Source organism: Variovorax sp. OK212 (assembly GCF_900112425.1).
GTDB lineage: Bacteria > Pseudomonadota > Gammaproteobacteria > Burkholderiales > Burkholderiaceae_C > Variovorax.
In genome coordinates this window covers 281756-303722 of the sequence record NZ_FOLP01000004.1, presented here as the reverse complement: position 1 = coordinate 303722, position 21967 = coordinate 281756, and the positions used below count along the sequence as shown (strand labels likewise).

Here is a 21967-nt window from a genome sequence, read left to right as displayed (position 1 = left end):
GAATTGCCCGCCGCCCTCAGGGCTTGTACTTCCACACGCTCTTGTAGCTGCCCGGCACCAGTGCCATGTTGCTGCCGTCGAACTTGATGTAGATGGCCGATTCCTGCGCGGCGCGATCGTCCGGGCCGAACTCGATCGGGCCGGCCATCACGCCGGAGTCGAACTTCATGGTCGACAGCGCCGTGAGCACCTTCTCGCGCGTGGGGCTGGGGCCGGCGGCCTTCAGCGCGTTGACCACGGCCATGGCCGAAGGGATGCCGTACGGCATGTAGGCCTGCGGGTAGCCGGGCTTGGCGGCCAGCTCGGGGTAGGCGGCCTTGTACATGTCGTACACCCACTTCAGCTTGGGACCGCCGGGCACGTCGGCCAGCACTTCCTGGATGTAGACGTTCTTGAAGGCGTCCTTGTTGCCCACGTTCTCCACCAGCTGCTTCAGGTCGGCGGTGGAGTTCACGGCCAGCACGATGGGCTTGTTGAAGCCGAGCTCGAAGGCGCGCTTGACGATCAGGCTCACCGGGCGTGCGTAGGTGGTGAGCAGCAGCACGTCGGGGTTGGCCGCCTTGATCTTCAGCATGGGCGCCGTGACGTCGGTGATGTTCGGGTTGACCGACTGCACCTGCAGGTCGATGCCGCCGAGCGCCTTGGCCTGCGCCTGGGCCGACTCGAGGTTCCAGCCGCCGTAGGCGTCGTCGTGGTTGATGTAGCCGATCTTCTTGGCCTTGAGCTGCTCGCTGGCGAACTGCACCATGGAGCCGCCCACGGCGTGCTGCGAGATGGAGAACGCGCCGTAGATGTACTTCGACGGCGGGTACAGCGCGCCGTCGCCCGAGGCGTTGAGCATGACCAGCGGGATCTTCGCGCGCTCCACGTATTCGCGCGCGCCCACCACCGCGGCCGAGCAGGAGCCGCCGTTCAGCAGGAACACCTGGTCCTGCTCGGTGAGCTTCTTCACCGCGGCCAGCAGGTCGTTGGCGTTGCAGCGGTCGTCTTCCACCACGAGCTCGATCTTGCGGCCGTTCACGCCGCCTTCCTTGTTGATCTTGTCGTAGTACATCTTCGCGGCGTTGATCACGTCGAAGCCGTAGTTCATCGAGGCGCCCGACATCGGCGAGAACATGCCGATCTTGATGGTCTTGTCGGTGAGGCCGGGTTCGGCCTGCGCCAGCGCCGCGGGGGCGAGCGCGCACAGTGCCGCACCCATGGCCCAGGGTGCCATGGCCGAAATCAGGAAGTTCTTTTTCATGAGCTGTCTCCGTTGGAATGAAGGGGTGGAAGGACTGCGCGGGGTCACTGCATGCGGTAGCCGCCGTTGACGTCGATCACGTTGCCCGTGATGTACGCCGCCTGCTCGGACACGAGGTAGTCGACCGCGCCGGCCACGTCGCCGACCGTGCCGATGCGACCGAGCGGAATGTTGGCCGCCGCCGCCGCGAGCGCGCCGCTGCTCTGCACGGTGCCGCGCAGCATGTCGGTGTCGATGAGGCCCGGGGCCACCGAATTCACGGTGACGCCCATGTGCGCCGACTCGCGCGCCATGGCCTTGGTGAGGCCCAGCACCGCCGACTTGGCGCCGATGTAGGTGGCGCTGGAGCGGTAGCCGCCGAGCTGCGCCGCCACCGAGCCGAAGGTGACGATGCGCCCGTGCGCCACGGGCGCGGCCTCGCGCCGGCGCAGGTAGGCGCGCCCGCACAGGAACACGCTGCGCGCGTTCACGGCGAAGGTGCGCTCCCAGTCCTCCAGCGAGGTGTCCTTGATGAGCGAGCGTTCGCCGCCGGGCATCAGCAGGATGCCGGCCACGCAGACCAGCGCGGCCACGGGGCCGATGCTGCCTTCGATGTCGTCGAACGCGGCCTCGACGGCGGCTTCGTCGCTCACGTCGAACTGGCGGAAGTGATGGAAGCCGGGTTCGGCGCCCAGCGCTTGCGCCACGGCGCGGGCGTTGCCGCCGTCGATGTCGGCCACGACGACGCGAAAGCCGCTGGCCGCGAGGCGCCGGCACACGGCCTCGCCGATGCCCCGGCCGCCGCCGGTCACGAGGGCCAGCCGGCCGTGGGGTTGTGCATGATGGTCCGCCATGGGCTGCAAGGTCTCCGGGCCGCTTCGGGGGCGGCTTGAAAGTTGATCGAGGATCGCATTGTGTATACATGGTCACATCCGTGCGCCCTCGTTTTCCCTAATAACTTGAACTATCGTCCCAATTTACGGGCATCATGTATACCTGACATGGACACACTCTCCCAACAAGTCACAGAGACGCTGCGCACCTGGATCCTTCACGGGCGGCTCGCGCCGGGCATGCGCGTGGAGGAGGTGCCGATCGCGGAAAGCCTCAAGGTGTCGCGCACGCCGGTGCGCGCCGCGCTGGCCGCGCTGGCGATGGAAGGGCTGATCGACCACCAGCCGAAGAAGGGCTACCTGGTGCGCTCGTTCGCGCTGGAGGACATCCTCGCGGCGTACGAGGTGCGTTCGGTGCTCGAGGGGCTGGCCTGCCGGCGCTTCGCGGCGCTGGGGGTGGACGACGCCACGGCCGCGCTGCTGCGCGAATGCCTGCGCGAAGGCGACGACATACTTGCGAAGGGCCAGCTGCTGCTGGACGACCTGGCGCCCTACCAGCAGATGAACGTGAAGCTGCACAACACGCTGATGCACGGGGCGCGCAACCCGTGGGTGATGCGCTTCGGCGCGCAGGCGCAGGCCGTGCCGTTCGCGTCGGACCGCATCATGCTGTGGAACGACCACGGCGTGATCCTGCGTTCGCACGACGACCACCACCGCATCGTGCAGGCGGTGATTTCAGGAGACTCCGCGCGCGCCGAGCAGCTGATGCGCGAGCACGTGTACTACGCGGGCATCCTGCTGCGCGACAACTACCAGCGGCTGCTGGACGAGCGCAGCCGCGAAGGGCTGCTGCCCACGCTCATGAACGAGCGGCCGGCTTCCTGATGCGCAGCATGCCCTCCTGCGCGGCCGAGGCCACCAGGCGGCCGTCGCGCGAGTAGAGGCTGCCGCGGCACAGGCCGCGCGCGCCGCCGGCGCTGGGCGAGTCGAGCACGTACAGCAGCCAGTCGTCCATGCGGAAATCGCGGTGGAACCACATGGCGTGGTCCAGGCTGGCCGGGCGCACCTGGCCGCTCATGAAGCTCAGGCCGTGCGGCAGCATGGCGGCGCGCAGCAGGCCGTGGTCGGAGGCATAGGCCAGCAGCGCGCGGTGCACCATCGGGTCGTCGGGCAGCGGCGCGATGGCGCGCATCCAGATGGCGCTCTGCGCCGAGGTGGGGCGCGCCAGCGGTGCGATCAGGTCTTCGGCGTCGACGCGGCGGTACTCGATGCCGTGCGGCTGGGTCGCCTTGGCGCGCCAGGGGTCGGGCAGGCGGTCGCCCAGGGCGATGCGCTGGTCGAGCTCGCTCACGAGGCCGTCGGGGCCTTCCACCTCGGGCATGTCGAACTGGTGCTCGACGCCGTCGTCCACGGTCTGGAACGAGGCCGACATCTCGAAGATGATGCGCTCCTGCTGGCGCGCCACCACGTGGCGGGTGGTGAAGCTGCGGCCGTCGCGCACGCGGTCCACGCTGTACTCGATGGGCGCATGTTCGCCCGGCAGCAGGAAGTAGGCGTGCATCGAATGCACGGGGCGCTCGGCGCCCACGGTGAGGCTGGCGGCCATCAGCGATTGGCCCAGCACCTGGCCGCCGAACACGGCGGGGGTGCCGATGTCCTCGCTCTGGGCCAGGAAGCGGTCGCCGCCCAGTGGCTCGAGCTGCATGAGCGCGACGAGTTCGTTGACGAGGTGGGAGGCGGTGGCGGGGTCGATGATCATCGGGGGAACATTCCGGGGCTGGCAAGAAAGCAACCCTCAACCATAGCAAAGCCCGGGCCCGGGGGCTGTCGCGGGCCGGTCAGCCGGGCTCCAGGCCCGCTCTCCCCCTGCTTTCGCCCCTGCTTTCGCCCCTGCTTTCGCCCCTTGTTTCGCCCGGCCTACTTGTAGAAGCACACGCCCATCAGGCGCGCGCTGCAGCCGGCGTCCGTGCCGCCCTGCACCACGCGCACCGGCACGCCGCCCAGCAGCATCGAGCCGTCGTCGGCATACACCAGCGGCGAGGGCGCGGCCTTGCTGAAGGGGCCGCTGAGGGTTTCCTGCTCGACGTACTTGAGGTACTGGCGCCGCGAGAAATCGACCTTGTCGGCCGACTTCAGCGGTGCCGCCTCGTAGCGCTTGCCGTAGACGGTGCCGAAGTAGCGCAGCGCCGGTCCGGTGCGGTCGCCGTACTTCACGTCGGCCTTCGCGAAACCGGTCTGGACCAGGAAGCTGCGGTCTTCGGGCGTCAGGTCGGCGTCGAAGGCCATCAGCACGTACTGGCCCTCGAAGCTCTGGTTGCGCGCCACCTTGAATTCGCCGATCAGCGCGGGCACGACCTTGGCGCGGCCGTCCCAGCGCAGCAGCGCCGCCACCGAAGGGTCGCCGTCGAACACGTAGTGGTAGTTCTCGCCGGCAAGGGCGACCTTGCGGCCGTCCTTGGCCGCCACGAAGCTCAGCAGCCGGTCCTTGCCGTGGACGGGGTCGCCTTCGGGGGTGCTGGCACAGCCCACCTGCAACAGGCCGAGGGCGGCGCAGGACAGCGCCAGGAAGATGCGACGCGCGGGGGTCGGCAACGAAGGGAGGTGCACGGTTCGTCCGGGGTTGGAGTTCATCAAGCCCCGGACTCTAGCGCGCCGCCGCTTCGTCCTGGATTTACCGTCAGCGGTCGAGGTCGGCGCCGTCGGCCGCCAGCTTCGTCTGCAGCGCCGCCACGTCCACGTGGGCGAACGTGCCACCGCCCAGCGAGGCGGCCGCCGTGCCCGCGGCCTGCCCCATGACGAAGCAGCCGCCGCTGGCGCGCGCGGCCGACTGGCCTTCGTGCGTCATCGACGCGCAGCGGCCCGCCACCAGCAGGTTCTCCACCGTCTGCGGCACCAGCATGCGCCACGGCAGGTGGTTGTAGGCATTGGCTTCGTCGCGCGGGAAAGCCCACTCGATGCGGCCGTCGGCGTGCATTTCCATCGGCCAGGCGTTCAGGCCGATGTTGTCGTCGAACCTGGCCGAACCCAGGATGTCCTCGCGCTGCAGCGCGTACAGCCCCTGGATGCGCCGCGTCTCGCGGATGCCGACCTGCGGCGCGATCTCCACGATGGCCGACTGCGCGAAGCCCGGCACCTCGGCCTTGAGGAACTGGAAGTACGCGGCGATCTGGCGGCGGCCCTCGAGCTCGCCCTCGGTCAGCTCGCGCGCGTCGACGCCGTTCATCGCGTGGCCCTGGGCGTTGCGGATCTGCGTGACGTTGGCGCGCCACTCGCGCGGGTCCTTGTTGGGCCGCAGGATGGCGCCTTCGCGCGGGAACTTGTAGACGCCCGGCTTCTGCGCCTCGGTGCGCGCCATGTAGTCGTTGATGGCCTTGAACTCGCCCACCGCTTCCAGCGCGGCCGGCGCGTCGACCTGGCCGATGCGGAACATGGTGGTCGGGAACAGCCCGCTGCCGTGGCCGTCGCCCACCTCGAAGGGCACGCCCGCGAAGGCGGCCACGTCGGCGTCGCCGCTGGCGTCGACGAAGGCGTTGGCGCGAATGGCCTGGCGGCCCGACTTGGTCTCGACCACCAGCGCGGCCATGCGGTTGCCGTCGCGGATCACCGCGGCCGCGTAGGCATGGAACAGCAGTTTCACGCCGGCGCCGTCGAGCAACTGGTCGGCGGCCAATTTGTACGCCGAGGTGTCGTACGAGCGCACGCAGATGCGCCCGCCCATGCCGTTCTGCGGATCGTTCATGCCGTTGAGCGCGGCGATGCGCTCGATCAGCTCGTCGACCACGCCGTGCACCAGCTGCGTCATCTCGCCCTTGCGCTTGCCGTACAGGCCCGCGAAGTTGGTCACGCCGCCGGCGGTGCCCATGCCGCCGAGGAAGCCGTAGCGCTCCACCAGCAGCGTGTGGGCGCCATGGCGCGCGGCGCTCACGGCCGCGGCAATGCCGGCGGGGCCGCCGCCGACCACCACCACGTCGTAGTCGCCGAACACCGGCAGCTCGCGCGCCGGCTCATGCAATGTCTGGGCGCTCATCACTGCAACTTGATGCCGCGGGCCGAGATGATCCTGGTCATGATGGCCGCCTCGTCGTTCACGCGCGTGCGCATGCCGTCCGGCGAGGTGCCCACGGCCTGCCAGCCTTGCTCGAAGAGCTTGCGGCGCACGTCCGGGTCCTTCATGACCACTTCGAGTTCGCGGCTGATGCGCGCCTGCGCGGTCTTCGACAGGTTGGCCGGGCCCAGCAGCGCCACCCACACCTCGAGGTTGAAGTCCTTCACGCCGGCGTCGGCCAGCGGCGGGATCTCGGGCACCAGCGCGCTGCGCCCGCCCGTGAGGCCGATGGCCTTGAGCTTGCCGGCCCTGATCTGGGGCATGGCCACGCCCGGCGGGATCAGGCCCATCTGCACCTGGTCGCCCAGCATGGCGGTGATGACCTGCGGGTTGCCCTGATAGGGCACGTGCTCGGGCTTGAAGCCGTTCACGCGGGTCTTGAGCAGTTCCATGCCCAGGTGGCCGACCGAGCCGATGCCCACCGAGCCGTAGTTCCACTTGTCGCCGCCCTTGCGCGCGGCGTCGAAGAAGGCGGTGCCCGAGGGCAGGTTGTTCTGCGCCACCAGCACCAGCGGGGCCGTGGCGATCAGCGACAGGTAGGTGAAGTCCTTGACCGGGTCGTACGGCAGCTTGGGGTACAGCATCTTCGACGACGTGAGGTTGCCGTTGATGACGATGCCCAGCGTGTGGTCGTCGGTGGCCTTGGCCACCTGGTCGGCCGCGATGTTGCCCGAGGCGCCGGCCTTGTTGTCCACCACGATCGGCTGGCCCAGCGCCTTGGACAGCGGCTCGGCGATGGTGCGCGCCGCGATGTCGGGGGTGGAGCCGCCCGGGAAGCCCACCAGCAGGCGGATCGGCTTGGTCGGCCAGGCGGCGTTCTGTGCGCTGGCGGTCATCGGCAACGCGGTGGCGGCGGCCAGGCCGCAGGCAATCAGGAGGGCTCTCTTGGTGGCTTGCATGGAAATGTGAAAAATTGTCAAAAAAACGAAGGGGCCAGCTTAACTGCCGAACGGAACACAGGGCAAGGCGAGCCCCCCGTCACGGCCCTAGTCGAGGCTGATGTTGCCCCTGCGCACCAGCTCGCCGTACACCTTCGACTTGGCCTCGGCATTGCGCTCGATCTCCTCGGGCGACCAGGCCAGCGGCTCGAAGGCGAAGGTGTCGAAGCGGGCGCGGATCTCGGGGTCGGCGATGACCTTGGCCACGTCGGCATTGATCTTCGCCTTGATGGCCGCCGGCACGCCCTTGGGCGCGAGCAGCGACACGAACGAATTGACTTCCAGCGAGGCCGGACCGCCCGCCTCGGCCATGGTGGGCACGTCGGGCATCTGCGGAATGCGCCTGGCCGCGGCCACCGCGATGTAGCGCAGCTTGCCGGCCTTGTAGATGCCCTGGCTCGAGGGAATGCTGGCGAAGGCCCACGGCACGTCGCCGGCGCCCACGTTGGCGTACAGCTGCGACACCTCGCGGTACGGCGCGTGGCGCATGCGGATGCCGGTGAGCGCCTCCAGCTGCTGCGCGCCCAGGTGGCCGGGGCTGCCCACGCCCCAGGAGCCGTAGACCACCGCGTCGGGCTCGGCCTTGGCGGCGGCGATCAGGTCGGCCATGGTCTTCCACTTCGACTCGCTGCCCACGGCCACGAAGAAGGGCGTGCGAAACAGCGAGGCCACCGGGTCGAAGTGCTGCAGCGTCACGAAGTTCTTCGACTTGTACAGGTGCGGCAGCGCGGCGATGTGCTCGCTGTCCAGCTGCAGCAGGGTGTAGCCGTCGGGCGCGGCGCGGCGGGCCTGGTCGATGGCGATGAAGCCGCCGCCGCCGGGCTTGTTGTCGATCAGCACGCGCTGGTTCCACAGGCGCGAGAGCTTGTCGGAGACCAGGCGCAGCACGGCGTCGGGGCCGCTGCCCGCGGCAAAGGGCGTGACCACGGTCACGGGCTTGCTGGGGTAGTCGGACTGGGCCAGTGCCCCCGTGGCCGCTGCCAGGCCCCAAAGGCCGGTCAGCAGTGCGCGCGAAAAGTTCATGTCGTTTGTCTCCTGGGCGTTCACCTGAATGGTGGCCTCGTTGGTTATGAATGATGAAAGAAACAGGTGTCAGTGCGGCGAAAGCACCGCGGCGGTCTCGGCGTCGGCCTTGGCCTCGGCCGTCGCCGTCACGGGACGCAGCGTCCCGGGCGCGTCGTCCAGGCAGTGTTCGGGCCGCCAGGCATAGAGCCACTCGACGGCATCGTAGAAGCGTTCGGGCGAGCGCCCGGTCCACAGGCTGTTGCGCACCAGGCGCTCCACGCCCTTGGCGTGGTACAGCCGCCCCATTTCGCGCACCGACAGCACCACGCGCGCCGTGCGGGCGACGCGCGCCGCCTCGTACAGCTTGAACGCGGCGGGCATGTCGAAGCCGCAGGCCTTCACGGCCTCGCCGAGGGTCACGGCGTCCTCGAGCGCCATGCAGGCGCCCTGCGCCAGGTACTGCATCATGGGATGCGCCGCGTCGCCCAGCAGCGTGGCCGCGCCGTCGCTCCAGCGGCCGACCGGGTCGCGGTCGGCGGTGCTCCAGCGGCGCCACGAGGTCGGGCGGTCGAGCAGCTGGCGCGGGCGCGCATGCACGCCCTCGAAATACGACAGCACTTCTTCCTTGCTGCCGTCGGTCACACCCCACTCTTCCGCTTCGCGGCTGTGGAAGGTGACGACCAGGTTGTACTGCTCGCCATGGCGCAGCGGGTAGTGCACCAGGTGGCAGTCGGGGCCGGCCCAGACCACGGGCGCGTTCCAGCGCAGGTCGGCCGGCATGCAGTCCGCCGGCACCACGGCGCGGTAGACCACGTGGCCCGACACGCGCGGCGCATCGCCGATGAGCCTGGCGCGCACCACCGACTTCACGCCGTCGCAGCCGACGATGGCGTCGGCCTTGAACTGGCGGCCGTCCTTGGTGACCGCCGTGACGCCCTGCCCGCTCGTGTCGATAGCCTCGACCTGCGCGGAGGTGTGGAAGCGGATCAGCGGATGCTGCTTCACCGCCTCGTGGATCGCGCCATGCAGGTCGGCGCGGTGGCTCACGGCATACGGGTTGCGAAAGCGCGCGCGAAAGGCCTCGCCCACCGGCACCGAGGCCACCTCGGCGCAATCGACGGCGTCCATCATCACCAGCCGGTCGGTGAACACCGAGCCCTTGCGCACCGCCTCGCCCACGCCCAGCGCGTCGAGCGCGGCGAAGGCGTTGGGGCCGAGCTGCAGGCCGGCGCCGATCTCGCCGATGGAGGCACTCTGCTCCAGCAGGTCGATGGCCACGCCCAGGCGCGCGAGCGCCAGCGCGGCGGCCATGCCGCCGATGCCGCCGCCGACCAGCAGCACGGTGGGCGGGTTCTTCGTCGTGGATGCGTTGGTGGCGGTGCTGGCGGTCATGGGCGGCCTCTGCTTTCTCTTTTCTTGTGCGGAATCAGTCGATGCGAACCGTGAGCGACGGCAGGCGCTCGATGCTCACCTTGATCGTCTGGCCGGCCTTGACCGCGCCCACGCCTTCGGGCGTGCCCGTGAAGATCAGGTCGCCGGGCTGCAGCGTGAAGAGCGTCGACAGGTTGGCGATGACCTCGTTCACCGACCAGATCAGGTGCGTGATGTCGCTGCTCTGGCGCACCTGGCCGTCGACTTCGAGCGTGATGGCGCCGGCGCTGATCTCGCCCACGTCGGCCAGCGTGCGCAGCGGCGCGATGGGCGCGGAGAAGTCGAAGGCCTTGCCGATTTCCCACGGGCGGCCCTGCTCGCGCATCTTCATCTGCAGGTCGCGGCGGGTCATGTCCAGGCCCACGGCATAGCTGTGGATGTGGCTGGCGGCCTGCTCGACCGGAATGTCCTTGCCGCCCTTGCCGATGGCCACCACCAGCTCGGCTTCGTAGTGGTAGTTGCTGGTGAGCGGCGGGTACGGCACGGCGCCGGTCGCGCCTTCGGCCACCGGCACCACCGAGGCGTCGTCGTTCGGCTTGCAGAAGAAGAACGGCGGCTCGCGGTCGGGGTCGAAGCCCATCTCGCGTGCGTGCGCGGCGTAGTTGCGGCCCACGCAGTAGACGCGGCGCACGGGGAACTGCTTGTCGGAGCCGGCGATGGGCAGGCCGACGATGGAAGGGGGCGTGAAGACGAAGGACATGGAGGCTCCTGCCGCGCGGGGCGGCAACGGTCGAACAAAAACGGGAAGAACGAAAAAAGAAGGGGCGCCTGCGTTCAGGCGCCGGGGATCAGGCTTCTTCCAGGAAGGCTTCGCGCAGGATGCCCATGGCCTGCTGCACGGGGCGGTCGGAGAAGCTGAAGAGCACAGTGTCTTCGCCGGGCGACGACAGCCGCAGCGGCGCCCACGACGGCACCACGAAGGTGTCGCGCGGACCGAAGTCGAAGCGCTGGCCGGCGATCTCCGCCGTGCCGTGGCCCTCGACCACGCTGTACACCGTGCCGTCGGTGGCGCGGTGCGTCTTGCCGGCGAAGCCCTGGGGCAGCAGCTGCAGCTGGGTCGAGATGGTGGGCATCGGCGAGCCGCCCGTCAGCGGGTTGATGTAGCGCAGCTTGTGGCCGAGCCAGGCGTCGGGCGCCTCCTGCTTGTGCAGCTGGGCCAGCGCCTCGCGGCTGCGCGCGTACGGGTAGTTGAAGATGGGCGAGGTGGCCGAGACGTGGTCGTGGCGCACCGGCACCATGTTGTGGCCGAAGCGCGCCAGGCTGTGGCCTTCGGGGCGCGACACGTGCTGCACCTTGGCGTCGTCGTTCTCGGCGAAGCCGGCGTCGAAGAAGCGCAGCATCGGGATGTCGAGGCCGTCGAGCCACACCACCGGCTCGACCGTGCCGCCGATGCCTTCGTTGCCATGGTCGTGCCAGGCCCAGGACGGCGTGATGATGAAGTCGCCGGGGTACATGGTGGTGCGCTCGCCGCCCACCGTGGTGTACGCGCCCTTGCCGTCGACGATGAAGCGCAGGGCCGACTGCACGTGGCGGTGCGACGGCGCCACCTCGCCCGGCATGATGAGCTGCAGCCCGGCGTAGATCGACTGCGTGATCGACGAGTTGCCCGGCAGCGCCGGGTTCTCCAGCACCAGCACGCGGCGCACGGCCTCCTCGGCGGTGATGAGATCGGCCGACTCCATCAGCAGCGGGCGGATCTCGTCGTAGCGCCACAGCGCGGGCACGCAGGGCGTCTGCGGTTCGCGCGGCACCAGGGCATGCAGCGATTCCCACAGCGGGGTGAGGTGCAGCGGGGCGATGCGGGCGTAGTAGTCGCGGCGTTCGGCCGCATTGGTTGGCGCGGGTTTCATGGCGTGGTGTGTCTCCGTGGCGGCATTCTTCACCCGCACCACTATTTCCTCAAGACCGGTAGCCAATACACGGAATTCGAAATTTCGATAATGGTGTCTTTCGCCTGAAGAAGCCCCTTTCCATGTCCAAGCTCGATCTCGAATGGCTCGCCGTGTTCGACGAGGTCTACAAGACCGGCAACGTCTCCAGGGCGGCCGAGCGGCTGGGCATGGCGCAGGCCGCGGCCAGCACCGCGCTGAACAAGCTGCGCGCCCACTTCGACGACCGCCTGTTCACCCGCACCGCCCAGGGCATGCAGCCCACGCCGCATGCCGAGCGCATCTACCCGAACCTGCGCGAGGCGCTGGCGCAGCTGGCGCAGGCGCAAGGCAACCGCAGCAGCTTCGAGCCCGCGCAGGCGCAGCGGCGTTTTCGCATCTGCATGACCGACATCAGCGAGGTGGTGCTGCTGCCCGGCCTGCTCGACCACCTGCGGCGCGCGGCGCCGGGGGTGCACATCGAGACCGAGATCATCTCCACGATCAGCGGGCGGCGCCTGCAGGACGGCGAGGTCGACCTGGCCGTGGGCTTCATGCCGCAGCTGGACGCGGGCTTCTACCAGCAGACGCTGTTCATGCAGAACTTCGTCTGCCTGGCGGCGCAGAACCATCCGCGCATCGGCGCGCGGCTCACGCGCAAGCGCTTCGAGGCCGAGGCGCACGCGGTGGTGTCCACGTCGGGCACGGGGCATGCCATCGTCGACACGACCATCGCCCGGCTGGGCCTGAAGCGCGACGTGGTGGTGCGGCTGTCGAGCTTCCTGAGCGTGGCGCGCATCGTGGCGCACACCGAGCTGATCGTGGTGGTGCCGCGCATTTTGGGCAAGGTGCTGGCCACGCAGGAGCCGGTGAAGCTGCTGGAGCCGCCGTTCGCCCTGCCGGCCTACGCCGTGAAGCAGCACTGGCACGAGCGCTTCCATGCCGACCCGGGCAACGCCTGGCTGCGGCGCACGCTGGCGCAGTTGTTCAGCGGGAGCTGAGCGCGCACGCCGGGGCGACGGGCGGCGACAGGCGGTGATCGGTGCCGACCAGCGGCGACAGGCGGTGATCGACGCCGACCAGCGGCGTCTGGGGGGCATCCGGGCGCTCGCATAATCGCGGCTCCCTACCCCCACAGCCCATCGAAAAGGCGGCCTTCCATGTCCTCGATCACCCTGCGATTCCTCGCAGAACCCAGCACCGTCAACTTCGGCGGCAAGGTCCACGGCGGCACGGTCATGAAGTGGATCGACGAGGCCGGCTACGCCTGCGCGACCAGCTGGGCCAAGCGCTACTGCGTCACCGCCTTCATCGGCAGCATCCGCTTTCACCGCCCGATCATGATCGGCGACCTGGTCGAGGTGGAGGCCCGCCTGGCCTACACGGGCAACACCAGCATGAACATCTCGGTGGAGGTGCGCAGCGGCGACATGAAGGGCGGCGTGATGGAAAAGACCACCGAATGCCTGATCGTGTTCGTCTCGGTCGACTCGCACGGCCGGCCGCTGCCGGTGGAGAGCTTCGCGCCCGGCACGCCCGGCGAAATGGCGCTGGCCGAGCGCGCCAAGGCGCACCTGGACGCCAGCCGCGCCGCCGGCGGCACGCCCTGATCGAACTGGCGGGGCGGACCGTGCGGGCTGTGCCGGCTGCCCAGACTGCAGCCGGCGCGCCACGCGGCTAGGCGGAAAGCTCTAACGGTGGAGGGTCCGGGCGGCTAGAGTCCTGCGCTCGCCCCCTGACTCTTCGCTCCCTCGCTCCCTTTCCAGGAACATTCCGCCATGGCCTCCTCCTCTTCCGACGACGACAACAACAACGGCAAGTCCTCCGACCGCATCAAGGACTCCGCCCAGCAGATCTGGCTGGCCGGCCTCGGCGCCTTCGCCAAGATGCAGCAGGAAGGCAGCAAGGCCTTCGAGGCGCTGGTCAAGGACGGCGCCGGCATGCAGAAGAAGACCCAGGCGGCCGCCGAGGAAACCCTCGCCCAGGCCCAGCAGCGCATGAGCGGCTTCGCCAGCGAGTTCGGCACCAAGGCCGCCGGCCAGTGGGGCAAGCTGGAGAACATCTTCGAGGAGCGCGTGGCGCGCGCGCTCGAGAAGCTCGGCACCCCGAGCGCCGCCGACATGGCCGCGCTGCAGGCGCGCGTCGAGGCACTCGAAGCGCAGCTGAAAAAGCAGCAGCACGCGCAGGCCGCCGCGCCGCGCAAGACCCCCGCCCGCAAGACGGGCAAGGCCGCCGCGCCGGCCGCCAAGAAGACCCTGCGCCGCAGCAAGGCCGGCTGAGCCCCTGGCCGGCCGCGCCGGCCGGCCCGCGATTGCGGCACTGCACAACGAAAACTGTGTCGCAAAACATGTCCCGCACCGTTCATGGTGCGGTGCACATAGGCTAGAGTGTCCCCAAGAGACCACGAGACATACGGGGGCACCGACATGGCAAAGAAGGCGCCACGCCGCACAGCGCAACGCATCCTCGAAGCCGCCTTGGACCTGTTCAACCGCTTCGGGGAACCGAACGTGTCCACCACGCTGGTGGCGGGCGAACTCAACATCAGCCCCGGCAATCTCTACTACCACTACCCCGCCAAGGAAGAGCTGATCAACAAGCTCTACGAAGGCTACGAGGCCGAGCTCAACGAGCTGCTGCACGCCAGCGAGGGCGTGAACGACGTGGAGGACGCGTGGTTCTTCATGCACACGCTGTTCGAGCTGATCTGGCGCTACCGCTTCCTGTACCGCGACCTCAACGACCTGCTCAGCAAGAACCGGCGCCTGGAGACGCAGTTCCAGCTGGTGCTGAAGAACAAGGCCCGCGCCATCCGCCAGCTGATTGCCGGGCTGAGCCGCGCCGGCCACCTCGAGATCGACGTGCACGAGGTCGACACGCTCGCCCAGAGCATGGTCGTCGTGCTGACCTACTGGCTGAGCTACGAGTACGTGCGCAACCCGCGCGAGGCGCTGGAGCCCGCGCATGCGCAGGGCGCGCTGATGCGCGGCGCCCACCACACGCTGCACCAGCTCGCCCCCTACCTCGAGCGCGAGCAGCGCCGGCATCTGCTGACACTGAGCCACGCCTACAACGGTGAAGATGCCGGCCAGAACAGCAGCGGCAACGGCAGCAACAACGCGAAACCACCTGTCGACATGGCGGTCTAGACACATGCCCCACCCCGACTTCAAACCGCTCTCGCTGATGTCCGCCCACCCGGTTGTCGCCAACGCGGACCCGTGGACGCCCTTCCCCTGGTCCGACGTGCCCCGTTACGACGCCCGCAGCGTGGCCTCGCACTGGCCGCGCCTGCATGCCGGCCACGACCTGCCGGTGCCGCCCGAGAGTTCGGCGCTGGCCGAAGGCTGGGCGCTGTACCACAGCGGCGAGTTCGAGCGCGCCGCCGCCGTCGGCCTGCTGCACGGCGCCGAAGGGCTGGCGCTGGCCAACCAGTCGACCGCCGTCTACGCCAACTACCTGGAGCCGCGCGAGGCCGTGCGGCTCGCGATGTTCCGCCAGGTGATCGAACGCGCGGGCGCGCAGGCCGCGGCCGAACCCGAGAACTGCCAGGCGCTGTACTGGCAGGCCTATGCGCTGGGCCGCTACAGCCAGGGCATCAGCGTGGCGCGCGCGCTGGCGCAGGGGCTGGGCAGCAAGCTCAAGGGCGCGCTGGAGCGCGTGATCGAGCTGCAGCCGCGGCACGCCGACGCGCACCTCGCGTTGGCCTCGTTCCATGCCGAAGTCATCGACAAGGTGGGCGCGCTGGTCGGGCGCATGACCTATGGCGTGCGGGCGGAAACGTCGATCGACCTGTTCGAGCGCGGGCTCGAGCTGCACCCGCATTCCGCCGCCGGCATGATGGAATTCGCCCGCGCGCTGCTGATGCTGCACGGCGATTCGCTGATGGGCGACGCAACCAGGCTCTATGAGCGGGCGGCGGCGCTGAAGCCGGCGGACGCGCGGGAGCGGCTGGACGTGGAACTGGCGCGCGCCGGGCTGAAGGACTGAAGGGCTGAAAGCGCGAAGGGCCGGCCTGGTACCAACGTGTACCGCGCGATTTAAGATGCACGGTCTGCGTTTTCATTTCCGTTTTTCTCTCATCCGACCGCCATGTCCGACCTCAACGCCCCATTCGAAGCCGCACAGGCCAACTCCAAGCTGCTCGCCGAGCGCCCCGACAACCCGACGCTGCTGAAGATCTACGGCCTCTTCAAGCAGGCCACCGAAGGCGACAACACCGCCAAGAGGCCCAGCTTCAGCGACATCGTCGCGCGCGCCAAGTGGGACGCGTGGACGGCGCAAAAAGGCGCCAGCGCCGACGAGGCCAAGCAGAAGTACATCGACCTGATCGAGTCGCTGCGCGCAGGCTAGGCTCTCCCCCGAGCTGCGCGCACGTCGCGTCGCTGCGCCAACCCCCTTCCGGGGGCGGCACCTGCGGCCCGGCAGAGCCGGCTCCGCGGTGTCTCACGACGCAGAGCCCACGATCCCGCGCGCATGCAGCGCGGCGATCTGCTGTGCGCTCAAGCCGATTTCCTTCAGCACCGCGTCGGTGTCCGCCCCCAGCGCCGGCGCGTTGTACCGGTGGCTGGCCGGCGTGAGCGACAGCTTGGGCACGAAGCCAGGCACCGCGAGCGCGCTGCCGTCGGGCATGCGCAGCTGCTGCAGCATGCCGCGCGCGGCATAGTGCGGGTCGGCCGCGATGTCGGCAATGGAATAGATCCGCCCGGCCGGCACGTGCGCCGCGTCCAGCGCGGCCAGCACCTCCTCGACCGTGCGCTGCGCGGCCCAGTCGCCGATGGCGGCGTCCAGCATTTCCACCTGCGCCACCCGTCCCGTGTTGCCCGCCAGCGCCGGGTCGGCCGCAAGGTCGGGCCGGCCGATGCATTCCATCAGGCGTCGAAAGATGCTGTCGCCGTTGCCCGCGACGATGGCGTAGCCGCCGTCCGCGCAGCGGTAGGCGTTGGTGGGCGCGATGCCCGGCAGCGCGCTGCCCGCGGCCTCGCGCACAGCTCCGAACTCGCCGTACTCCGGCAGCAGGCTTTCCATGCAGTTGAAGACCGCCTCGTAGAGCGCCACGTCGATCACCTGGCCCTTGCCCTTGGGATGCTCGGCGCTCACGGTCGCGTGGCGGTGCTGCATCGCCATCAGCACGCCGATCACGCCGTGCAATGACGCCAGCGTGTCGCCGATCGACACGCCCACACGCACCGGCACGTGGCCCGGCTCGCCCGTGAGGTGGCGCAGCCCGCCCATGGCCTCGGCCACCACGCCGAAGCCGGGGCGGTCGCGGTAGGGCCCGGTCTGGCCGTAGCCGCTGATGCGCAGCATCACCAGCGCCGGGTTGGCGGCCAGCAGCGCGTCGGGGCCCAGGCCCCAGCCTTCCATGGCGCCGGGGCGGAAGTTCTCGACCAGCACGTCGGCCTCGGCCGCCAGCTGCCGCACGATGGCCTGTGCCTCGGGCTGGCGCAGGTCGAGCGCCAACGAGCGCTTGTTGCGCGACTGCACCTGCCACCACACCGAGGTGCCGTCCTTCAGCAGCCGCCAGGTGCGCAGCGGGTCGCCCGTGCCGGGCGGCTCGATCTTGATGACTTCGGCGCCGAAGTCGCCCAGCGTGCGCGCCGCGAAAGGCCCGGCAATGAGCTGTCCGAGTTCGACGACCTTGAGGCCGGCCAGCGGACCGGCCGCCGGGGAAGAAGAGCTTGTCGTTGTCATGGCGCCCGAGTGTGCCGTGCCCGCGCGCCGCCCTCGCGGCGCCGGGGTGGGCGGGAAAACACCTATGAATTCTTGACCGCGCAATTTCGCCGCCTGCCGCAGCGCAGCAATTGCCGCCCGCATGCGCTCTTCCCCCGAGGAGAAAGAGGTTTGCTGCAGCGCAATGCAGGCCGCCGGGCGCGCCGACGCGGCCCGCGTCGAAGTCAAAAAAGTATCGGTTTCGCGGCCCATCTCTGGTTGTTGGCGCCGGGAGCGATTCGTACAGTCCGCCCCATGCAACCCGACCTGGAAATCGTCGAAGTCCGCGGTGACGAATCGTTCACCTGCTGGGCGCACGGCTACCCGTACCGCACGGTGCGCTGGCACTTCCACCCGGAGTACGAGATCCAGCTGATCGTGGAAACCCAGGGCGTGTATTTCGTGGGCGACCACGTCGGCCACTTCGAGCCCGGCAACCTCGTGCTGATGGGCCCCGACCTGCCGCACAACTGGATCAGCGACGTGCCCGCCGGCCAGAGCGTGGAGCGGCGCGGCATCGTGATCCAGTTCCCGGCCGCGCTGGTGCAGCACATGTCCGCCAGCTTTCCCGAGTTCCAGCACATCGCGCCGCTGCTGGCCGAATCGGGCTCGGGCCTGCTGTTCTCGGCGCAGACCGCCGCGGCCGCCAAGCCGCTCATGGAATCGCTGCTGGAGGCGCGCGGCCTGCGCCGCGTGATCCTGCTGCTGTCGCTGCTCGAGCTGCTGGCCGGCGGCCACGACCGCCAGCGCCTGGCAAGCCCGGCGTTCCGGCCCGACCCGAAGGCCTTCATGTCGCACGCCATCAACAACGTGCTGGCGCACATCACGGCCAACCTGGCCGACGACCTGCGCGAGCCGATGCTGGCCGAGCTGGTGGGCCAGAGCCCGAGCGCGTTCTCGCGCGCCTTTCGCAAGCACACGGGCCAGTCGTTCGTGCGCTACGTGAACCGGCTGCGCATCAGCCGCGCCTGCGAGCTGCTCACCAACAGCGAGAAGCCGGTGCTCGACGTCTGCATGGACGTGGGCTTCAACAACGTGTCGAACTTCAACCGGCAGTTCCTGCTGCACAAGCGCATGCCGCCGACCAAGTTCCGCAACTTCCACCGCATGCAGGCCGCCGCCTCGCGTGCCGCCAGCCCGCCGTAGCAGGGCCCGCCGCGTTCCCCCGTGCCGCTTGCGGCGCGGCGCTCCGGGCGCCGCGCGGGGCGGAGCTTTGCCAGCGTTTGTTCCGCGTTCTTCCACACAGAGACAACCCCCAGGAGACAGCCACCATGACGACACTTCTCAAGGCCATCGCCATCACCGCCGCGCTGGTCTGCGGCGCATCCGCCGCGCAGGCGCAGGCACCGAAACAGCCGCTGCGCATCGGCATGACCTTCCAGGAACTCAACAACCCCTACTTCGTGACCATGAAGCAGGCGCTGGAGGAGGCCGCCGCCAGCATCGGCGCCACGGTGGTCACCACCGACGCGCGGCACGACGTGGCCAAGCAGATCGGCGACGTGGAAGACATGATCCAGAAGAAGGTCGACATCCTGCTGCTGAACCCGACCGACTCCACCGGCGTGCAGTCGGCCGTGCGCTCGGCCAAGAAGGCGGGCCTGGTGGTGGTGGCGGTGGACGCCAACGCGCAGGGCCCGGTCGACTCCTTCGTGGGCTCGAAGAACACCGACGCGGGCCGCCTGGCCTGCGAGTACCTGGCCAAAAGCATCGGCGAGAAGGGCGATGTGGCCATCCTCGACGGCATTCCGGTGGTGCCGATCCTGGAGCGCGTGAAGGGCTGCCGCGAGGCACTGGCCAGGTACCCCGGCATCAAGGTGGTGAGCACGCAGAACGGCAAGCAGGAGCGCGCCACCGCGCTCACCGTGACCGAGAACATCCTGCAGGCCAACAAGGACCTGAAGGGCGTGTTCAGCGTGAACGACGGCGGCGCGATGGGCGCGCTCGCGGCCATCGAAGCGAGCGGCAAGGACGTGAAGCTCACCAGCGTGGACGGCGCGCCCGAGGCCATCAAGGCCATGCAGAAGCCGGGCTCCAAGTTCATCGCCACCACCGCGCAGTACCCGCGCGACCAGATCCGCCTGGCCATCGGCATCGCGCTGGCGAAGAAGTGGGGCGCCAACGTGCCGGCCGCTGTGCCGGTCGACGTGAAGCTGATCGACGCCGAAGGCGCGAAGACCTTCACCTGGTGAGCCGCGGTACACGTTGCACACACGGCAGCAGACCACCATGAACGACACCGTCGAAATGCTGCGGCTCGAAGGCGTCTCCAAGCGCTTTCCCGGCGTGAAGGCGCTCTCGGGCATCGACCTCTCGATCCGCAAGGGCGAGGTGCACGCGCTGCTCGGCGAGAACGGCGCGGGCAAGTCGACGCTGATGAAGATCCTCGGCGGCATCTACCGGGCCGACGAGGGCCGCATCTTCATCGACGGCAGCGAGCGCAGCTTCGCGGGCTACAGCGACGCCATCGCGGCGGGGGTGGGCATCATCTTCCAGGAGTTCAGCCTCATCCCGCACCTGAACGCGGTGGAGAACATCTTCCTGGGGCGCTACCTGAAGAACCGCTTCGGCCTGATGGACACGGCCGCGATGAAGCGCTCGGCGCAACAGCTCTTCGACGAGCTGGGCGTGCGTATCGACCTCGGCGTGCCGACCTGCCGGCTCTCGGTGGCGCAGCAGCAGTTCGTGGAAATCGGCAAGGCGCTGTCGCTGAAGGCGCGGCTGCTGGTGCTCGACGAGCCGACCGCCACGCTCACGCCGAACGAGGCCGGGCACCTGTTCAAGATCATGCGGGAGCTGCGCGCCAAGGGCGTGGCGATGATCTTCATCTCGCACCACCTCGACGAGATCTTCGAGGTGTGCGACCGCATCAGCGTGCTGCGCGACGGCGCTAATGCGGGGCATGCGGAGGTCGGCGCGACCGACGTCGACGCGCTGGTCGAGATGATGGTGGGGCGGCGCATCGAGCAGAACTTTCCGCCCAAGCCGGTGCCCGCGCCTCATGCGGGCCACGCGCGCAAGCTGCTGGAGGTGCCGCACATCCAGCTCGCGAAGGGCGGGCCCGTGAACGCCTTCGAGCTGCACGAAGGCGAGATCCTCGGCTTCGCCGGCCTCGTGGGCTCGGGCCGCACCGAGCTGGCGCTGGGCATGATGGGCGCCGACCGCGCCCACCGCAAGACGGTGCTGCGCAACGGCAGGCCCGTGCGCCTGAACGACCCGACGCAGGCACTCGAAGCCGGCATCGGCCTGCTGCCCGAAAGCCGAAAGGCCGAGGGGCTCATCACCGACTTCACGATCCGCTTCAACATCTCGCTGAACAACCTCGCCCGGCACCGCAGCGCCGGGCTGGTGAGCCAGGCGTCGGAGAAGCAGGCGGCCGGCGAACTGTCGCGCCGCGTGGGCGTGAAGGCGCCGGGCGTGGAGACGCGCGTGGCCACGCTGTCGGGCGGCAACCAGCAGAAGGTGGTGATCGCGCGCTGGCTCGGCCACGACTGCGAGGTGCTGATCTTCGACGAGCCCACGCGCGGCATCGACGTGGGCGCCAAGGCAGAGATCTACGGCCTCATGCGCGAGCTCACGCGCCAGGGCAAGGCCATCCTGATGATCTCCAGCGAGCTGCCCGAGATCGTGGGCATGTGCGACCGCGTCGCGGTGTTCTCGGGCGGCGCCATCGTGGCGACGCTGGAGGGCGACGCCATCAACGCGGGCGACATCATGCGCCACGCCACGTCAACCTCCATCACCTCAGGGAGCTTGCAATGAACGCAACCGCCACCCATCCCGTGCCGCCGGCGCCCGCCGGCGGCCTCTTCACCCGGCTGCGCCGCTCCACGGCCTTTCTTCCGCTGGTGGGGCTGGTCGCGATCTCGGTCTTCATGATCGTGGCGACCGACAACTTTCTGTCGTGGGGCAACCTGCAGAACATTGCGCTGCAGTCGTCGATCAACGCGATCATCGCGGTGGGCATGACGGCCGCCATCCTCACCGGCGGCATCGACCTGTCGGTGGGCGCGGTGGTGGCGCTGTCGGGCACGCTGGCCTCGGGGCTGATGGTGCAGTTCGGCCTGCCGCCGGTGCTCGCGGTGCCGCTCGGGCTGGCGGTGGGCGTGGTGATCGGCCTGTTCAACGGCTACTGCGTGGCCTGCCTGCGCATGCCGCCGATCATCGTGACGCTGGCCACCATGGGCATCGCGCGCGGCATTGCGCTGATCTACACCGGCGGCTACCCGATCGACGGCCTGCCCGAGTCGTTCGCCTTCCTGGGCGGCGGCGTGCTCGCGGGCGTCAAGGTGCCGATCCTCATCATGCTGGCGACCTACCTCGTGGCCTACGTGCTGCTGAACATGGCGCCGTTCGGGCGCTATGTGCATGCCATCGGCGGCAACGAGGAGGCCACGCGGCTGTCGGGCGTGCGGGTGTCGCGCTACAAGCTGCTGGTGTATGCGCTGAGCGGGCTGACCGCCGCCGTCGCGGGCATCGTGCAGGCCTCGCGCGTGACCAGCGGACAGCCCGGCGTGGGCGTGGGCTTCGAGCTCGACGCCATCGCGGCGGTGGTGATGGGCGGCACCTCGATCGCGGGCGGCCGCGGCGCCATCGTGGGCACGCTGGTGGGCGCGCTGCTGCTGGGCGTGCTGAACAACGGTCTCAACATGATCGGCGTGTCGCCGTACCTGCAACTGATCATCAAGGGCGCGATCGTGCTGCTGGCCATCTTCATCAGCCGGGAAGCCAAGCGCTGAGCCTCTTCGTCTCCTGTCTTGCTCCTTCCCCCTCCGGGGGAAGGCTGGGATGGGGGCAGGCAGAGCGTGCCCATCGGTGACGCCGCTTGCCCCCACCCCTGCCCTCCCCAG

General features: G+C 69.3%; 22 protein-coding genes. 11 read left to right on the top strand and 11 right to left on the bottom strand.

All coding sequences use genetic code 11. The features are described from left to right. Positions 1 to 16: 16 nt before the first annotated feature. Both BM004_RS15145 and BM004_RS15140 read right to left on the bottom strand, forming a co-directional pair. Positions 17 to 1243, bottom strand: a complete 1227-nt coding sequence (locus BM004_RS15145; RefSeq protein ID WP_093127520.1) for an ABC transporter substrate-binding protein — start codon at positions 1241 to 1243, stop codon at positions 17 to 19. Positions 1244 to 1287: 44 nt separating this feature from the next. Continuing rightward, positions 1288 to 2076 (bottom strand): SDR family NAD(P)-dependent oxidoreductase, encoded by a 789-nt coding sequence (locus BM004_RS15140; RefSeq protein WP_093214970.1) that lies wholly within the window; start codon positions 2074 to 2076, stop codon positions 1288 to 1290. Positions 2077 to 2223: 147 nt separating this feature from the next. Here BM004_RS15140 and BM004_RS15135 point away from each other — a divergent pair, with 147 nt between their 5' ends. Beyond that, complete coding sequence (locus BM004_RS15135) at positions 2224 to 2943, top strand: GntR family transcriptional regulator (RefSeq protein ID WP_093127526.1); 720 nt, start codon at positions 2224 to 2226, stop codon at positions 2941 to 2943. Here the strand turns inward: BM004_RS15135 and BM004_RS15130 are convergent. From BM004_RS15130 to gtdA, 8 genes are all read right to left on the bottom strand, one after another. Continuing rightward, positions 2918 to 3817 (bottom strand): acyl-CoA thioesterase, encoded by a 900-nt coding sequence (locus BM004_RS15130; protein WP_093127529.1) that lies wholly within the window; start codon positions 3815 to 3817, stop codon positions 2918 to 2920. The genes BM004_RS15135 and BM004_RS15130 overlap by 26 nt on opposite strands. Before the next feature lie 158 nt (positions 3818 to 3975). Beyond that, a complete protein-coding gene (locus BM004_RS15125; protein WP_256219907.1) occupies positions 3976 to 4665 on the bottom strand; it encodes a hypothetical protein in 690 nt (229 codons plus the stop codon). A gap of 70 nt (positions 4666 to 4735) precedes the next feature. Next, positions 4736 to 6085: an FAD-dependent oxidoreductase gene (locus BM004_RS15120; RefSeq protein ID WP_093214493.1), complete on the bottom strand. Its 1350-nt coding sequence runs from the start codon at positions 6083 to 6085 to the stop codon at positions 4736 to 4738. Then, positions 6085 to 7062, bottom strand: a complete 978-nt coding sequence (locus tag BM004_RS15115; protein ID WP_093127537.1) for a Bug family tripartite tricarboxylate transporter substrate binding protein — start codon at positions 7060 to 7062, stop codon at positions 6085 to 6087. The genes BM004_RS15120 and BM004_RS15115 overlap by 1 nt, the downstream gene beginning before the upstream one ends. 87 nt (positions 7063 to 7149) lie before the next feature. Continuing rightward, positions 7150 to 8124, bottom strand: a complete 975-nt coding sequence (locus tag BM004_RS15110) for a Bug family tripartite tricarboxylate transporter substrate binding protein (RefSeq protein ID WP_093127540.1) — start codon at positions 8122 to 8124, stop codon at positions 7150 to 7152. Between the two features lie 69 nt (positions 8125 to 8193). Continuing rightward, positions 8194 to 9498: a 3-hydroxybenzoate 6-monooxygenase gene (locus BM004_RS15105; protein ID WP_093214490.1), complete on the bottom strand. Its 1305-nt coding sequence runs from the start codon at positions 9496 to 9498 to the stop codon at positions 8194 to 8196. A gap of 34 nt (positions 9499 to 9532) precedes the next feature. After that, positions 9533 to 10237 (bottom strand): fumarylacetoacetate hydrolase family protein, encoded by a 705-nt coding sequence (locus BM004_RS15100; protein WP_093127546.1) that lies wholly within the window; start codon positions 10235 to 10237, stop codon positions 9533 to 9535. A gap of 88 nt (positions 10238 to 10325) precedes the next feature. Further along, positions 10326 to 11387, bottom strand: coding sequence for a gentisate 1,2-dioxygenase (gtdA, locus tag BM004_RS15095; RefSeq protein WP_093214964.1), 1062 nt, complete (start codon positions 11385 to 11387; stop codon positions 10326 to 10328). Between the two features lie 122 nt (positions 11388 to 11509). Here gtdA and BM004_RS15090 point away from each other — a divergent pair, with 122 nt between their 5' ends. The 6 genes from BM004_RS15090 to BM004_RS15065 all read left to right on the top strand — a co-directional run bounded on the left by BM004_RS15090 (position 11510) and on the right by BM004_RS15065 (position 15758). Then, entirely contained in the window at positions 11510 to 12406 is an 897-nt protein-coding gene (locus BM004_RS15090) for a LysR family transcriptional regulator (RefSeq protein WP_093127549.1), read from the top strand. Positions 12407 to 12565: 159 nt separating this feature from the next. Next, positions 12566 to 13015: an acyl-CoA thioesterase gene (locus BM004_RS15085; protein ID WP_093127552.1), complete on the top strand. Its 450-nt coding sequence runs from the start codon at positions 12566 to 12568 to the stop codon at positions 13013 to 13015. A gap of 168 nt (positions 13016 to 13183) precedes the next feature. After that, complete coding sequence (locus BM004_RS15080; RefSeq protein ID WP_093127555.1) at positions 13184 to 13684, top strand: phasin family protein; 501 nt, start codon at positions 13184 to 13186, stop codon at positions 13682 to 13684. A gap of 147 nt (positions 13685 to 13831) precedes the next feature. Beyond that, on the top strand, positions 13832 to 14554 hold the full coding sequence (locus tag BM004_RS15075; protein ID WP_093214487.1) for a TetR/AcrR family transcriptional regulator: 723 nt from the start codon (positions 13832 to 13834) through the stop codon (positions 14552 to 14554). Between the two features lie 4 nt (positions 14555 to 14558). Then, the gene (locus BM004_RS15070; RefSeq protein WP_177206511.1) at positions 14559 to 15395 is read left to right on the top strand and encodes a tetratricopeptide repeat protein; all 837 of its coding nucleotides are present in this window, start codon (positions 14559 to 14561) and stop codon (positions 15393 to 15395) included. Positions 15396 to 15497: 102 nt separating this feature from the next. Continuing rightward, positions 15498 to 15758 (top strand): acyl-CoA-binding protein, encoded by a 261-nt coding sequence (locus tag BM004_RS15065; RefSeq protein WP_093127560.1) that lies wholly within the window; start codon positions 15498 to 15500, stop codon positions 15756 to 15758. Between the two features lie 93 nt (positions 15759 to 15851). Here the strand turns inward: BM004_RS15065 and BM004_RS15060 are convergent, their stop codons facing one another. Beyond that, entirely contained in the window at positions 15852 to 17099 is a 1248-nt protein-coding gene (locus BM004_RS15060; RefSeq protein ID WP_093214482.1) for a CaiB/BaiF CoA transferase family protein, read from the bottom strand. Between the two features lie 273 nt (positions 17100 to 17372). On the opposite strand from BM004_RS15060, the gene BM004_RS15055 reads away from it, so the two are divergent. The 4 genes from BM004_RS15055 to BM004_RS15040 all read left to right on the top strand — a co-directional run bounded on the left by BM004_RS15055 (position 17373) and on the right by BM004_RS15040 (position 21856). Next, positions 17373 to 18263, top strand: coding sequence for a helix-turn-helix domain-containing protein (locus BM004_RS15055; protein ID WP_093214480.1), 891 nt, complete (start codon positions 17373 to 17375; stop codon positions 18261 to 18263). A 125-nt stretch (positions 18264 to 18388) separates the two neighbouring features. Continuing rightward, positions 18389 to 19309, top strand: a complete 921-nt coding sequence (locus BM004_RS15050) for an ABC transporter substrate-binding protein (RefSeq protein WP_093127569.1) — start codon at positions 18389 to 18391, stop codon at positions 19307 to 19309. 37 nt (positions 19310 to 19346) lie between these two features. Then, positions 19347 to 20879: a sugar ABC transporter ATP-binding protein gene (locus BM004_RS15045; RefSeq protein ID WP_093214962.1), complete on the top strand. Its 1533-nt coding sequence runs from the start codon at positions 19347 to 19349 to the stop codon at positions 20877 to 20879. After that, on the top strand, positions 20876 to 21856 hold the full coding sequence (locus BM004_RS15040) for an ABC transporter permease (protein ID WP_093214477.1): 981 nt from the start codon (positions 20876 to 20878) through the stop codon (positions 21854 to 21856). The genes BM004_RS15045 and BM004_RS15040 overlap by 4 nt, the downstream gene beginning before the upstream one ends. Positions 21857 to 21967: the final 111 nt, after the last annotated feature.

Coding starts and splice junctions, on each gene's coding strand:
- BM004_RS15145 (WP_093127520.1), bottom strand. CDS start 1,243: ATGAAAAAGAACTTCCTGATTTCGGCCATGGCACCCTGGGCCATGGGT.
- BM004_RS15140 (WP_093214970.1), bottom strand. CDS start 2,076: ATGGCGGACCATCATGCACAACCCCACGGCCGGCTGGCCCTCGTGACC.
- BM004_RS15135 (WP_093127526.1), top strand. CDS start 2,224: ATGGACACACTCTCCCAACAAGTCACAGAGACGCTGCGCACCTGGATC.
- BM004_RS15130 (WP_093127529.1), bottom strand. CDS start 3,817: ATGATCATCGACCCCGCCACCGCCTCCCACCTCGTCAACGAACTCGTC.
- BM004_RS15120 (WP_093214493.1), bottom strand. CDS start 6,085: ATGAGCGCCCAGACATTGCATGAGCCGGCGCGCGAGCTGCCGGTGTTC.
- BM004_RS15115 (WP_093127537.1), bottom strand. CDS start 7,062: ATGCAAGCCACCAAGAGAGCCCTCCTGATTGCCTGCGGCCTGGCCGCC.
- BM004_RS15110 (WP_093127540.1), bottom strand. CDS start 8,124: ATGAACTTTTCGCGCGCACTGCTGACCGGCCTTTGGGGCCTGGCAGCG.
- BM004_RS15105 (WP_093214490.1), bottom strand. CDS start 9,498: ATGACCGCCAGCACCGCCACCAACGCATCCACGACGAAGAACCCGCCC.
- BM004_RS15100 (WP_093127546.1), bottom strand. CDS start 10,237: ATGTCCTTCGTCTTCACGCCCCCTTCCATCGTCGGCCTGCCCATCGCC.
- gtdA (WP_093214964.1), bottom strand. CDS start 11,387: ATGAAACCCGCGCCAACCAATGCGGCCGAACGCCGCGACTACTACGCC.
- BM004_RS15090 (WP_093127549.1), top strand. CDS start 11,510: ATGTCCAAGCTCGATCTCGAATGGCTCGCCGTGTTCGACGAGGTCTAC.
- BM004_RS15085 (WP_093127552.1), top strand. CDS start 12,566: ATGTCCTCGATCACCCTGCGATTCCTCGCAGAACCCAGCACCGTCAAC.
- BM004_RS15080 (WP_093127555.1), top strand. CDS start 13,184: ATGGCCTCCTCCTCTTCCGACGACGACAACAACAACGGCAAGTCCTCC.
- BM004_RS15075 (WP_093214487.1), top strand. CDS start 13,832: ATGGCAAAGAAGGCGCCACGCCGCACAGCGCAACGCATCCTCGAAGCC.
- BM004_RS15070 (WP_177206511.1), top strand. CDS start 14,559: ATGCCCCACCCCGACTTCAAACCGCTCTCGCTGATGTCCGCCCACCCG.
- BM004_RS15065 (WP_093127560.1), top strand. CDS start 15,498: ATGTCCGACCTCAACGCCCCATTCGAAGCCGCACAGGCCAACTCCAAG.
- BM004_RS15060 (WP_093214482.1), bottom strand. CDS start 17,099: ATGACAACGACAAGCTCTTCTTCCCCGGCGGCCGGTCCGCTGGCCGGC.
- BM004_RS15055 (WP_093214480.1), top strand. CDS start 17,373: ATGCAACCCGACCTGGAAATCGTCGAAGTCCGCGGTGACGAATCGTTC.
- BM004_RS15050 (WP_093127569.1), top strand. CDS start 18,389: ATGACGACACTTCTCAAGGCCATCGCCATCACCGCCGCGCTGGTCTGC.
- BM004_RS15045 (WP_093214962.1), top strand. CDS start 19,347: ATGAACGACACCGTCGAAATGCTGCGGCTCGAAGGCGTCTCCAAGCGC.
- BM004_RS15040 (WP_093214477.1), top strand. CDS start 20,876: ATGAACGCAACCGCCACCCATCCCGTGCCGCCGGCGCCCGCCGGCGGC.